Annotated in this window: 11 protein-coding genes; 2 read left to right on the top strand and 9 right to left on the bottom strand. The window is 62.5% G+C overall.

What is annotated here, in order from left to right; genetic code table 11:
• Positions 1-5: 5 nt before the first annotated feature.
• The 5 genes from leuS to ACYQ47_RS24315 all read right to left on the bottom strand — a co-directional run bounded on the left by leuS (position 6) and on the right by ACYQ47_RS24315 (position 5,865).
• A complete protein-coding gene (gene leuS / locus ACYQ47_RS24335; RefSeq protein WP_459907304.1) occupies positions 6-2,600 on the bottom strand; it encodes a leucine--tRNA ligase in 2,595 nt (864 codons plus the stop codon).
• Positions 2,601-3,059: 459 nt separating this feature from the next.
• Positions 3,060-3,488 (bottom strand): ExbD/TolR family protein, encoded by a 429-nt coding sequence (locus ACYQ47_RS24330; RefSeq protein ID WP_244826228.1) that lies wholly within the window; start codon positions 3,486-3,488, stop codon positions 3,060-3,062.
• A 14-nt stretch (positions 3,489-3,502) separates the two neighbouring features.
• Positions 3,503-4,168 carry a MotA/TolQ/ExbB proton channel family protein gene (locus ACYQ47_RS24325; RefSeq protein ID WP_459907302.1) on the bottom strand — a complete coding sequence of 222 codons (666 nt, stop codon included), beginning with the start codon at positions 4,166-4,168 and terminating at the stop codon, positions 3,503-3,505.
• Between the two features lie 5 nt (positions 4,169-4,173).
• Positions 4,174-4,971, bottom strand: coding sequence for a 4-hydroxy-tetrahydrodipicolinate reductase (gene dapB / locus ACYQ47_RS24320; RefSeq protein ID WP_250509475.1), 798 nt, complete (start codon positions 4,969-4,971; stop codon positions 4,174-4,176).
• Between the two features lie 102 nt (positions 4,972-5,073).
• Positions 5,074-5,865: an outer membrane protein assembly factor BamE gene (locus ACYQ47_RS24315; protein ID WP_250526245.1), complete on the bottom strand. Its 792-nt coding sequence runs from the start codon at positions 5,863-5,865 to the stop codon at positions 5,074-5,076.
• A gap of 231 nt (positions 5,866-6,096) precedes the next feature.
• On the opposite strand from ACYQ47_RS24315, the gene fur reads away from it, so the two are divergent.
• The gene (fur, locus tag ACYQ47_RS24310) at positions 6,097-6,525 is read left to right on the top strand and encodes a ferric iron uptake transcriptional regulator (RefSeq protein ID WP_244826232.1); all 429 of its coding nucleotides are present in this window, start codon (positions 6,097-6,099) and stop codon (positions 6,523-6,525) included.
• A gap of 185 nt (positions 6,526-6,710) precedes the next feature.
• Here the strand turns inward: fur and alc are convergent, their stop codons facing one another.
• Positions 6,711-7,730, bottom strand: a complete 1,020-nt coding sequence (gene alc / locus ACYQ47_RS24305; protein WP_459907298.1) for an allantoicase — start codon at positions 7,728-7,730, stop codon at positions 6,711-6,713.
• A gap of 41 nt (positions 7,731-7,771) precedes the next feature.
• Positions 7,772-9,091 carry a C4-dicarboxylate transporter DctA gene (locus ACYQ47_RS24300; RefSeq protein WP_244828113.1) on the bottom strand — a complete coding sequence of 440 codons (1,320 nt, stop codon included), beginning with the start codon at positions 9,089-9,091 and terminating at the stop codon, positions 7,772-7,774.
• 231 nt (positions 9,092-9,322) lie between these two features.
• Here ACYQ47_RS24300 and ACYQ47_RS24295 point away from each other — a divergent pair, with 231 nt between their 5' ends.
• Positions 9,323-10,018: a FadR/GntR family transcriptional regulator gene (locus ACYQ47_RS24295; RefSeq protein WP_244826234.1), complete on the top strand. Its 696-nt coding sequence runs from the start codon at positions 9,323-9,325 to the stop codon at positions 10,016-10,018.
• A gap of 189 nt (positions 10,019-10,207) precedes the next feature.
• Here the strand turns inward: ACYQ47_RS24295 and gap are convergent, their stop codons facing one another.
• Both gap and tkt read right to left on the bottom strand, forming a co-directional pair.
• Positions 10,208-11,218: a type I glyceraldehyde-3-phosphate dehydrogenase gene (gap, locus tag ACYQ47_RS24290; RefSeq protein ID WP_244826235.1), complete on the bottom strand. Its 1,011-nt coding sequence runs from the start codon at positions 11,216-11,218 to the stop codon at positions 10,208-10,210.
• A gap of 42 nt (positions 11,219-11,260) precedes the next feature.
• Complete coding sequence (tkt, locus tag ACYQ47_RS24285; protein ID WP_250465645.1) at positions 11,261-13,312, bottom strand: transketolase; 2,052 nt, start codon at positions 13,310-13,312, stop codon at positions 11,261-11,263.
• Positions 13,313-13,614 lie beyond the last annotated feature (302 nt).

The following is a 13,614-nucleotide window of genomic DNA, read 5'->3' as shown; positions in this document are numbered from 1 at the left end:
CATCATCAGACGACCACGTTGACGAGGCGTCCCGGCACCACGACGACCTTCTTCGGCGCACGCCCTTCGGCAAACTTCTCGAACATCTCGTGCGCGATCGCGGCCTTTTCGATGTCTTCGCGCGATGCGTCCTTCGCGACCGTCAGCGCGCCACGGACCTTGCCGTTGACTTGCAACACGAGTTCAATCTCCGATTGTTCGAGCGCGGCTTCGTCGACCTTCGGCCACGGCGCATCGAGCAGCGGACCGAAGCTATCGGCGTAACCGAGTTCCGACCACAACTGAAACGTGACGTGCGGCACGACCGGATACAGCACGCGCAACAGCACGCTGAAGGTTTCGTTGAGCACGCCTTCGCTCGACTGCTTCGCGCCTTCGAGCGCGTTGAGCATCTTCATCGCGGCCGAAACGACCGTGTTGTACTGCAGGCGGCCGTAGTCGAAGTCGGCTTGCTTGAGCACCGTATAGATTTCGCGGCGCAGCGCGCGATCGGCATCGTTGAGTTTCGATGCATCGAGCTTCGCGTGCTGACGCAGCGCTTCAGCGTTGTCGTGTCCGAAATGCCACACGCGGCGCAGGAACCGGCTCGCGCCTTCCACGCCCGCGCCCGACCATTCGAGCGATTGCTCCGGCGGCGCGGCGAACATAACGAAAAGACGCGCCGTATCCGCACCGTATTGGTCGATGAGCGTCTGCGGGTCCACGCCGTTGTTCTTCGACTTCGACATCTTCTCGACGCCGCCGAGCACGACCGGCTGACCGTCCGCGTTCGAGGTCGCGCCCGTGGGACGGCCCTTGTCGTCGTGCGTGACGGTGACATCCAGCGGGTTGTACCAGGTCTTCTTGCCCGCCGCGTCTTCGCGATAGAACGTCTCGTTGAGCACCATGCCCTGCGTGAGCAGATTCTTCGCGGGCTCGCCGAACTTCACGAGGCCCATGTCGCGCATGACCTTGGTCCAGAAGCGCGAGTACAGCAAGTGCAGAATGGCGTGCTCGATACCGCCGATGTACTGGTCCATCGGCATCCAGTAATCGGTGCGTTCGTCGACCATGGTCTTGGCGTCCGGCGCGCTGTAGCGCGAGAAGTACCAGGAAGAATCGACGAAGGTGTCCATCGTGTCGGTCTCGCGCTTCGCCGCCGCGCCGCATTTCGGGCACGCGCAATTCAGGAACGCTTCGGACTTCGCGAGCGGATTGCCCGTGCCGTCCGGCACGAGGTCTTCCGGCAGCACGACCGGCAAGTCTTTTTCCGGCACCGGCACGTCGCCGCAACTCGGGCAATGGATGATCGGAATCGGCGTACCCCAGTAGCGCTGACGCGAAATGCCCCAGTCGCGCAGACGCCAGGTGATCTGCTTGTCGCCGAAGTCTTTCGCTTTCAAGTCGGCGGCGATCGCGTTGATGGCTTCCTCGGTCGTCATGCCGTCGTACTTGCCGCTGTCGACGAGACGCCCGGCGGTTTTGTCGCCATACCATTCCTGCCAGGCATCGGTCGAATATGTCTTGCCTTCGACGGCGATGACCTGCTTGATCGGCAAGCCGTATTTCTTCGCGAACGCAAAATCGCGCTCGTCGTGCGAGGGCACGCCCATGACCGCGCCTTCGCCGTAGGACATCAGCACGTAGTTGCCGATCCACACTTCGACCTGTTCGCCCGTCAGCGGATGCGTGACGAAGAAACCGGTGGGCATGCCCTTCTTTTCCATGGTGGCGACATCGGCTTCCGCCACGCCGCCGCGCTTGCATTCCTCGATGAACGCCTGCAAGTCCGCGTTGTCGCGCGCAAGGCGCGTGGCGAGCGGATGCTCCGCCGCGATCGCCGCGAAGGTGACGCCCATGATGGTGTCGGCGCGCGTGGTGAACACGCGCAGCAGCTTCGCCTCGCCATCGATCTCATACGGGAAACCGAAGTTCACGCCGAAGCTCTTGCCGATCCAGTTCTGCTGCATGATCTTGACGCGCTCGGGCCAGCCGAGGCCTTCGAGATCGTCGAGCAACTGGTCCGCATAGTCGGTGATGCGCAGGTAGTACATCGGAATTTCGCGCTTCTCGACGAGCGCGCCCGAGCGCCAGCCGCGCCCGTCGATGACTTGCTCGTTCGCGAGCACGGTCTGATCGACCGGGTCCCAGTTCACCGTGCCGGTTTTCTTGTACGCGATGCCCTTTTCCAGCATCTTGAGAAACAGCCACTGGTTCCACTTGTAGTACTCGGGCGAGCAGGTGGCGACTTCGCGCGACCAGTCGATGGCGAGACCCATCGACTGCATCTGCTTCTTCATGTACGCGATGTTTTCGTAGGTCCACTTTGCCGGCGGCACGTTGTTCGCCATGGCCGCGTTTTCGGCGGGCATGCCGAACGCGTCCCAGCCCATGGGCATGAGCGTGTTGTGACCGTTCATGCGCAGATAACGGTACATCACGTCGTTGATGGTGTAGTTGCGCACGTGCCCCATGTGCAGCTTGCCCGACGGATACGGCAGCATCGAGACGCAATAGAACTTGGGCTTGGTCGACGTCTCGGTCGTCCGGTAGACGTCGTTCGCGCGCCAGTTGCTCTGCGCGGCGGATTCGACGTCGGCGGGTACGTATTTATCGTGCATGGTGTGGTGGCTTTACGCAAATGCTGGGAACGGACCTCGGACGCGCTTTGCGGCGTGTCGGTCTGGATTGGCGCTGCGCCCGGTGTTTCGTCCTGCTGCTGACGAGCAACGCAAAGCACGGGCAAAGGGCGATTATACCGTCGTGTCAACTTGCTCAGGCGATGGCGGCAGGCTTCGACTTGCGTGTGCAGGGCTTTCTGGCGGAGGCGGCGCGGTGCTTGGCGCCGATGCAAAGCTTCGAGCGCCCGCCGGTGAGAAGTCAAACGCCGCCAAGTAAGCCGATCGAGCGACATTCGCGCAATGCAAGCTTGATCGAGGAGCGCATTGGGATTGTGCCGCGCTTCGCGTCTCCCGTCGCTGCAAGGCTCAAGTGTACGAAGCGGGCAAATACATTTGACCGGCACGCTGAAGTTGCATCCCGCGCGGCGCCGCCAACCGCCGCAAAACTAAAAGACGCGCCTACCGCGCCGGTTGCCCGACCGCTTGCGTAACGAACCCAATCCGCTCCAACCCCGCCTGCTGCGCCGCGCCCATTACCTGCGCGATGACCTCGTAGCGCGTCGCGCTCGACGCCCGCAAATGCACTTCGGGCTTTTGCGCGGCCTTGGCGGCATCCGCAAAACGCGCGCGCATGTCGTTCATGCTGATGGGCGCGTCGTTCCAGTAGAGCTTGCCCGCATCGTCGATGGAAAGCGTGATGGTCTGCGGCGTCTCGCGCGCCGGCTGCGACGCGACTTTCGGCAGATCGAGCCGGATCGCATGCGTGAAAAGTGGCGCGGTGATGATAAAGATGACGAGCAGAACGAGCATGACGTCGATGAGCGGCGTCATGTTGATGTCCGCCATCGGCGCGTTATTGGGCTTTTTGTCGAGTCCGCCGAACGCCATCGCGTCGCGCTCCCCTACTTGCCGTCACCGCACACGAACGCGTGCAGATCGTGCGCGAAGCCGTCGAGTTCCTCGGAAATCTGCCGCACGTAGCGCCCGAGCACGTTGTAGGCGAGCACCGCCGGAATGGCCACGACGAGCCCGAAAGCCGTCATGATGAGCGCCTCGCCAACCGGACCGGCGACGGTTTCGATCATTGCCTGTCCGCTCGCCGCAATGCTGGTCAGCGCGTGATAAATGCCCCACACGGTCCCGAGCAGCCCGACGAACGGCGCCGTGCTGCCCACCGACGCCAGCAGAACCTGCCCGAACTCCAGCCGCCGCTGTGAATTCAGCAACGCTTGCCGCAACGCGCGCAGCACGCGTTCGCTGCGTTCCACGCGCGCGAGCAACGCGCCCGGCATCTCGGCTTCCGACGCACGCCACGCAGCCTCGGCGAGCGGCAGATATACGCGCTCGCGATCGACTGCACGCAAGGCGCCGATGCCATCCTTGAGCGTCGCCGCCTGCCAGAACCGCTGCACCCCGCGCGGCCCCTGACGCTTCGCGCGCGTGAGCACCCACGCCTTTACCAGCAGAAAACACCAGCTCGCGAACGACATGGCGAGCAGCACGCCCGCAATCGCATGCGTGACCGCATCGCCGCTTTGAAGATAATGAATGACGCCTGTGGCCGCCATGAATCTCAGCGCAGCCCGAGGACGTCCTGCATGTCGAAGAAGCCTTTGTCGTGGCTCGCGAGAAACCTCACCGCGCGCAGCGCGCCCTGCGCGTAAGACAGACGGCTCGCCGATTTATGCGTGATCTCGACGCGCTCGCCGATGCCCGCGAACATGACCGTGTGATCCCCGACGATATCGCCGCCGCGAATGGTCGCGAAACCGATGGTCGATGGGTCGCGTTCGCCGGTCACGCCTTCGCGCGCGTAGACGGCGCAGTCCTTGAGGTCGCGGCCGAGCGCCTTGGCCACTGCCTCGCCCATGGCAAGCGCGGTGCCAGAGGGCGCATCCACCTTGTGCCGGTGATGCGCCTCGATCACTTCGATGTCGTAGCCTTCCGCGAAGTGCTTCGCCGCGAATTCGAGCAGCTTGAGCGTGACGTTCACGCCAACGCTCATGTTCGGCGCGAACACGACGCCGATCTTCGCCCCCGCGGCTCGCAATTGCGCCTTCTGTTCATCGGAGAAACCGGTCGTGCCGATCACCATCTTCACGTTGTGACGCAGCGCGGCTTCGAGATGCGCGAGCGTGCCCTCGGGGCGCGTGAAGTCGATCAGATAATCGGCGGCGGCGAACACGCGTTCGATGTCGTCGGTGAGCAGGACGCCCGTGGTCTTGCCGAGAAACGCGCCCGCGTCCTGGCCGAGCTGCGGCACGCCGGGCCGGTCGAGGGCGCCGACGAGTTCCGCGTCGGGATCGTTGAGAACGGTTTCGATCAACATCCGGCCCATGCGGCCCGATGCCCCGGCGATGGCGATCTTCATGGCTGTCTCGTGTCGAAGCGCGCAACGGTCACGCGCTGGATGATGCAGATTGGAAGCAACGGGAACCGCGCGAGGAGCGCGCCGGTTCCCGTCTGCGCCGCGTTACTGCGGCATGGAGAACTGCGTCTGACCACCGGCGTTGGAAGGCGTGGGCGACGTGCTCGCCGGGCCTACCGCGCTGCTATCCGGAATGTTGATTTGCTGCGGCTTGCGCTGCAACTGGATTTGCGAGTTGCTGCCGCCCGCGCCCGCCGAACCCGGCGCACCGCCCGCGCTTTGCGGCGCGCTGCTGTAGGCCGAAGAGCGCTGACGGCCCGTTGGCGTATCCACCTGAGCGGTCGCGCGATTCGCGGCCTGCGCCGCTTGCTGGTTCGCGTCGCCCGAAAAAGCCGCCGCTGCGTTTGGCTGCGTGGAAGGCTCGCCCGCCGGAGCGGTCACGGCCACGGTGGATGCCGCGACCGGCGCGGAAGCGGGAGGCACCGCGGCCTTCGCGACCTTAACGCCCTTGTCGCCGTCGATTTCCGCGAGCAGTTCGAGGTTCGAAGGCAGATTCTCGCCGCCCGACCAGCTCACCACGCGCTCGCTCGCGAAGTTCACGACGAAGTCGCGCTGCTGCACGACCGACGTGGAACCGCGCTTGAAGTAAAAGACGTAGTCCCAGCGATCCGCGTGGAACATGTCGGTGAGAAGCGGCGTGCCGAGAATTTGCTTGACCTGATCGCGCGACATGCCGACCTGCATCTGGCTTGCTGCTTCCTGCGAAACGAAATTGCCTTGCACGACCGTGATCCGATACGGCGTGATGCTCTGCGCGATCTTCTGCGTGATGCTGTCGTAAGTCGAGCAACCGGCCAGCAATGCGGCCACGGTTGCAGCGATCATGGTTCCCCGCATGCGACGGCTCTCCCTGCAATTCGATAAAATTTTTGAGAACATTTCAACCTTTCGCGCGAGGCGTTTTCGAAGGCCGCGCCAATCCAAGCCAATCCAAGCCAATACGTGAGCCAATACGCGACAGTCACGTGCTCATGCGGACCGATCCGTGTCATTTCTGTTCATGATGTCGGGAACGGTCAAAACGCATTACTATGAGAACCTCAAATTGTACTCTAGGGATGCCTAGCCATGACCAATCCCGCCGATCTCAAAAATATCGGGCTCAAGGCGACCCTGCCCCGCCTCAAGATTCTCGAAATCTTCCAGCACAGTCCGGTGCGCCATCTGACCGCTGAAGACGTGTATCGAAACCTGCTCACCGAAGAGCTGGATATCGGTCTCGCCACGGTTTATCGCGTGCTCACGCAGTTCGAGCAAGCCGGACTTTTGTCGCGGAGCAATTTCGAATCGGGCAAGGCCGTCTTCGAGCTCAACGAAGGTTCGCATCACGATCACCTCGTGTGCATCGACTGCGGCCGCGTGGAAGAGTTCTTCGACGCCGAGATCGAACGCCGTCAGCAGTCCATCGCGAAAGAGCGCGGCTTCAAGCTCCACGAGCATGCGCTGGCTTTGTACGGCGCCTGCACGAAAGAAAACTGCCCGCACCGCAAGCATTGAGCGGATACGCCGGGTGTCCGGCGCGCGATAGGCAAAACCGCCGCCCATCGGCAACGATGGACGGCGGTTTCATTTCGCCTGTACGATTTGCGAGATGCGTATGCGCACGATTCGCAATTACGTTCACGCACCTTGATCGATGAACGCGAACGCTCGGCGCGCGAGCAAGACAAGCATCGGCGTCTTCATTGAATTTCGCCGAAGACGCGCAGCCGCGACACGCCGCCATCCGGAAAAATATTGAAGCGCACGTGCGTCACGGGCCCGAGCTTCGCGAGCTCCTTCTCGAAGCGATGCACGTTGTCCATAGCGAGTTTTTGCTCGTCGAGCAGCACAGGCCAGAACATGGCTTGCGTCACGAGCGATTCATCCGTGCCGCCTTCGACACGCGCCGCCTGCAGCGAGCAGCGATCCGGGAAATTGCCTTTGAAATGCGCGGTATCGACTTCGATCGCGCGGATCACGCCGGGCGCGGCCAGCGCTACGATCGCCCAGTCGTTGCCCGGCTCGCGACGGCGACGCGTTTCCCAGCCATCGCCCATATTCACGCCGCGTCCCGGCATCAGCATTTGCGATGCTGGCCCGAAGTGCTGATTGTTCGCCGCGACCAGATACGCACCGTTCTCGACAGCCGCGAGGTCCAGCAGCGTGCCGCGCTCGATGCGCGAAAAATCCGTCTTCGGCTGACCATACACACGTAGCCGCGCGATCCCGCCATCGGGGTAAATGTTCACGCGCAAGTGCGTGTAAGCGCGCGTATCGGCGATCTCGACATAGTGATGACGATTGCCCTGCAAGGTCGTCGCCGGCACGATCTCGCGCCAGTCGCCGTCTTCGGGCGCGCTCGCCGGATTGGCGTTCGGGCTGTAGCACGCCTCAACCGACGCGGCCGGCGGAAAGTTGCCCGTGAAATGACTCGTATCGATATCGATGCCGTGAATCGTGCCCGCGCGCGCGAGCTTGACGACGCAGAAGTCATAGCCCGTCGTGCGCTTGCGGCGCGTTTCCCAGCCGTCCATCCACTTGCCGTGTTGGTCGTATTTGCCGGGAATGAACACCGCCGGCTGCGGCTCCAGCATGCGTTCCTTCGGCGCGAAGAATTCGTCCGTGGCGAAGAGCGCCTGCGCGCCGAGACGCGGGTCCGCGAGGTTCATATAGCGGCGCGTGAAGGCGGGCGCATCGGGATCGAGAATCGGGTTTGCCATTCGTATGTCCTTTTATTTGAAGATCGAGCGCAGCTTCGGCATCAGATCGCGTGCGCGTTCTCATGCCCATGCGAGGTTTCGGGCGCGGCCGGCACGAAGCGATAATCCGCGTCCTGGTCGAGCACACGCCTGGCGCGCGCCCGGTCGATGTCGTTCTCCCACACGGCCACGACCACGGTCGCCACGCAATTGCCGATGAGATTCGTCACCGCCCGCGCAATGCCGACGAACCAGTCGACCGGCAGAATCAGCACGAGACCGAGCACGGGAATCGCGGGAATGGCCGACAGCGTGGCCGCAAGGATCACGATGGCCGAGCCGGGAATGCCGTGCGCGCCCTTCGAAGTCACGAGCGACACGAGCACCACGACGATCAGGTCATGCAGCGAAAGCGGCGTGTTGGTCGCCTGCGCAATGAAGATCACCGCGAGCGTGAGGTAGATCGAGAAGCCGTCGAGGTTGAACGAATAGCCGGTCGGAATCACGAGGCCGACGGTCGAGTCCTTGATGCCCATCCATTCGAGCTTGCGCATGATCTGCGGCAGCACGGCATCGGACGATGCAGTGCCGAGCACGATCGACAATTCTTCGCGCAGATAGCGCACGAGCTTGAAGATGGAGAAGCCCGCGAGGCGCATCACCACCGCGAGCACGACGAACACGAAGAGGAAGCAGCTTGCATAGAACACGGCCACGAGCAGGCCGAGTTGCTTCAACGATTCGACGCCGTACTGCCCGGTCGTGAACGCAATCGCGCCGAGCACGCCGAGCGGCGCCAGCTTGATGATGAACGCCATGATGCGAAAGAACACGTGCGAGAGTTCGTCGATCAGACCGGTCACGCGTTTCGCCTTGTCGCCGAGCAACGAGAGCGCCGAGCCAAATAGCACGGAAAACACCAGCACTTGCAGGATGTCGCCCTTGGCGAAGGCGTCGATGGCGGTATCGGGAATGATCTTCAGCAGAAAACCCGCCGTGTCCTTGAGGCTCTTCGCGTGTTCCGTATAGGTCGTGAGCGACGACGCGTCGAGCGTATGCAGGTCGATATTCATGCCGACGCCCGGACGCGTCACCCACGCGAGGATCGCGCCGATCACGAGCGCCAGCGTAGTCATGATCTCGAAGTAGACCACCGCTTTCAGACCGACGCGCCCGACCTTCTTCAGATCGCCCGCGCTCGCCATGCCGCTCACGACGACGCAGAACACGATCGGCCCGATCACCATCTTGATGAGCTTGAGAAAGCCATCGCCGAGCGGCCGTAGCGACTGGCCGAAGTGGGGAAAAAGCGCGCCGACCACGATACCGATGACCAGCGCAATCATCACCCTGCCGAACAGCGAATTCAGGAATCTCGACACGACCTTCTCCTTGTCGTTGAAGGGTTTCATTTTCAGGCAACTGTTCCGACTGGTCGGACCAGTGATGTGATGAGGCATATTAGAAAGCCGATATAACCGCGTCAAGCAACGCGTGCTAACGGTTTACCCTGTTGCCTTCTGGCATGGAATCGCTTGATTCGAACCGGAGCACACGCGTACGAAAGGCGCGCATACAATGGCGGTCAGACCGGCCATTCTCCAATTCTTCCTATGAAAAACGTTCCGCATACCGTGACCGATGCCGCCATCGCGACCATCCGCGAGCGTATCGAGTCGAGCATGTATCCCGTGGGCAGTTTGCTTCCCGCGCAGCGGCAACTATCGGAGGAACTGGCGATCAGCCGTGCTTCGTTGCGCGAGGCGCTGACCACGCTCGAAGCGCTCGGCATGCTGCACATCCGTCCCGGCAAGGGTGTGTATGTGAGCAGCGCGCAGGCGTCGAGCGCGCATGGCTGGCGGTTTGCCGATCAGGCGTCGTTGCCCGATACGTATCAGATGCGCTTCGCGCTCGAGGGATTCGTCGCGCGGCTGGCGGCGCATTCCATCGGCGACGCCGACATCGACTGGCTCGATGACAATCTGAACGCGCTGCAAGGCGCGCTCATGGCGGCGGAACTCGAGGAAGCCGCGCAACTCGACTTCGCATTCCATATGCGTATCGTGAGTCTCGCGGGCAATGCGGCCATCGAGTCCATCTTGCGTGGCAGCGCCGACATCATGAAAGAGAGCCAGCGCTTGCCGTTCTATCGGCGCGAGCTCGTGCTTTCGACTTATAACGAACACATGGTGATCGTCGAAGCACTCAAGGCGCGTGACGGCGAGAAAGCCGGCATTGCAATAGAGCGGCACATCGTCAACGCGGCGCAACGCGCGGGCGTGCATTTTCCGGTGCCACACCGAGCGTAGGTCCGGCCTTTCCAGCGATGCGCTGTCGAATCGATCTCAGGGGCACGGCATCGGCGAACGCGGCTGCGGCGGCTGCGGCTTACGTCGTGTCGCATTGCCGGCAGCAATTTCGCGTAAGCCGGAACACGCGCGGGAAAAGAAAAGCCGCTCCGAAGAGCGGCTTTTTTTACGTCGGTCAGTGCAGCAAGCTTACTTCGCGTTCGCGAGCGCTACAGCCGTGTCCAGCATGCGGTTCGAGAAGCCCCACTCGTTGTCGTACCAGCTCGACACCTTCACGAGACGGCCCGACACCTTGGTGAGCGTTGCATCGAACGTCGACGAAGCCGGGTTGTGATTGAAGTCGATCGACACGAGCGGCGCCTCGTTGTAGCCGAGAATGCCCTTGAGCGAACCTTCCGCTGCTTCCTTCATGATCTTGTTGACTTCCTCGACCGTCGTATCACGTGCGGCGATGAACGACAGATCGACCACCGACACGTTGATGGTCGGCACGCGAATGGCATAGCCGTCCAGCTTGCCGTTCAGTTCTGGCAGCACGAGACCGACCGCCGAAGCCGCGCCCGTCTTCGTCGGGATCTGGCTATGCGTGGCCGAGCGCGCGCGACGCAGGTCTTCGTGATACACGTCGGTCAAAACCTGATCGTTCGTGTAAGCGTGGATGGTGGTCATCAGACCGTTCACAAGACCGATCTTGTCGTTTAGCGGCTTGACGAGCGGTGCGAGACAGTTCGTCGTGCACGACGCGTTCGAGATGACCGTGTCGGATGCCTTCAGCACGTGGTGGTTCACGCCATACACGATGGTCGCGTCCACGTCCTTGCCACCCGGCGCCGAGATGATGACCTTCTTCGCGCCACCCTTGATGTGCGCGCTCGCTTTTTCCTTCGTCGTGAAAAAGCCCGTGCATTCCAGCACGACGTCGACGTTCAGCTCACCCCACGGCAGTTCGGCCGGGTTGCGGTTGGCCAGCACGCGAATCTTGTCGCCGTTGACGACGAGGTAATCGCCGTCCACCGACACTTCGCCCGGGAACTTGCCGTGCGCCGTGTCGTACTGCGTCAAATGCGCGTTCGTCTTGGCATCGCCGAGATCGTTGATGGCGACGATCTCGATGTCGTGTTTCTTGCCGTTTTCGTAGAAAGCTCGCAGCGTATTGCGGCCGATCCGGCCGTAGCCGTTGATTGCAACGCGAATCGTCATGGTCAATCTCCTGATGGCTAAAAAAACCGTTGACTGCCGGGTTCAGGCCGCGAGCACGGACTTCGCCGTCTCGACGACATGTTCCACCGTGAAGCCGAAATGCTTGAACAGCTCGCCCGCCGGTGCGGATTCGCCGAACGTGTCGATGCCGACCACGCCGCCTTCGAGGCCCACGTACTTGCGCCAGAAATCCGTCACGCCCGCCTCGATCGCCACGCGCGCCACGCCCTTGGGCAGCACGCGCTCGCGGTATTCAGCGTCTTGCTTGTCGAACACGTTGGTGCAGGGCATCGAGACGACGCGCGCGCCAATGCCGTCCTTCGCCAGCGCCTCGACCGCCTGCATCGCGAGTTGCACTTCCGAGCCGGTCGCGATGAGGATGATCTTGCGCGCCGGAATGTCGTCGTTCCAGTCGCGCAGCACGTAGCCGCCCTTCGCGATGTTCGCGATCTGCACGTCGTTGCGCGGCGAGAATTGCAGATTCTGCCGGCTGAAGATCAACGTGGACGGACCTTGATGTTCGATTGCATGCGTCCAGGCCACCGCCGTTTCCACGGTGTCGGCCGGGCGCCACGTCTGCAGTTGCGGAATCAGACGCAGGCTCGACACGTGTTCGATCGACTGATGCGTCGGGCCATCTTCGCCGAGACCGATGGAGTCGTGCGTGAACACGAAGATGGAGCGCGACTTCATCAGCGCCGCGACGCGCAGCGCGTTGCGGCTGTAATCCGAAAACGTCAGAAACGTGCCGCCGAACGGGCGGAAGCCGCCATGCAGCGCTAGACCGTTGATGGCCGTGCTCATGCCGAATTCGCGCACACCGTAATTGATGTGGTTGCCCCACTGGATGCCCGCGTGACCGGGGTTCGCGTTTTCTGCATCGCCGGCAGCGCGTACGGGCTTCGACGCTTTCCAGTTCGTGAGGTTCGATCCCGTGAGATCCGCGGAACCGCCCAGCAGTTCCGGCAACGCAGCGGCCAGACCTTCGATGGTCTGTTGCGATGCCTTGCGCGAAGCGACCGTTTCGGCGCGCTGGTTCGCATCTTCGATGATCTTCGCCGCGCTCGCCTTCCAGTCAGCCGGCAATTCGCCCTTCATGCGGCGCGTGAATTCGACCGCTTCGCTGCCGTACTTCGCGCGGTATGCCTCGAACGCCTTGTTCCACTCGGCTTCGGCGTGCGTGCCTTGTTCCTTCGCGTCCCACGCCGCATAGACTTCCTGCGGAATCACGAACGGCTCGTAATTCCAACCAAGGCCCGCGCGCGTCGCGGCGATTTCCTTGTCGCCGAGCGGCGCGCCGTGCGCGTCGTGACCGCCTGCCTTCGTCGGCGCACCCTTGCCGATGACCGTGCGGCAGCAGATCAGCGTGGGCTTGTCCGAGTTCTTCGCCGTGGCGATGGCGGCATCGACCGCTTCGACGTCATGGCCGTCTACCGCGCGGATCACGTTCCAGCCGTAGGCTTCGAAACGCTTCGGGGTGTCGTCGTGGAACCAGTGTTCGACGTGACCGTCGATGGAGATGCCGTTGTCGTCGTACAGCGCGATCAGCTTGTTCAGCTTGAGCGTGCCCGCGAGCGATGCGGCTTCGTGCGAGATACCTTCCATCAGGCAACCGTCGCCGAGGAAAACATACGTATGGTGATCGACGATCTTCGCGTCGGCCTTGTTGAACTCGGCCGCCAGCAACGCTTCGGCGAGCGCCATGCCGACCGCGTTGCCGACGCCCTGACCGAGCGGCCCGGTGGTGGTCTCGACGCCCGGCGTCATGCCCACTTCCGGATGGCCCGGCGTCTTCGAATGCAGTTGGCGGAAGTTCTTCAGTTCACCGATCGGCAGATCATAGCCGGTCAGGTGCAACAGCGAATACAGCAGCATGGAGCCGTGACCATTCGACAAAACGAAACGGTCGCGGTCGAACCAGTGCGGATTCGTGGGGTTGTGCTTCAGATGGCGCGACCACAGCGCGACGCCGATTTCGGCCATGCCCATGGGCATGCCGGGGTGACCGGAGTTGGCTTGTTGAACGGCATCCATGGCAAGCGCGCGGATCGCGTTGGCCATGAGGGCGGTCTGACTGGAGGGCTGGGTCGTCATGTCGTGTCGAGTGCTTGGAAAGCTCGGGAGCTTCCGGCTGGTCCTGAAATAATCCGCAGTGATTCTGCTACGCGCCGGACCCGCGGCACACAACGTTTTCAGGACCGGAACGACGAGAAACGACGAGGATCGGGAGGCCGTCATTCTAACAGACCGGTCCGATTGACAGGCCGCGAGCAAGCGCCAAAGCATCGCCGTTCAACGCGCATCGCTGACCATCGCGGCGGGCACGTTCCGTGCAGCGGCTGCTTCGCTTCGAGCGCCGGCGCCTCCGGATGGCATGCCGGGCTTCGTGGCAGAAT

The sequence above is a fragment of the Caballeronia sp. HLA56 genome, assembly GCF_054655155.1.
This window is presented reverse-complemented; position numbering and strand designations above follow the sequence as displayed.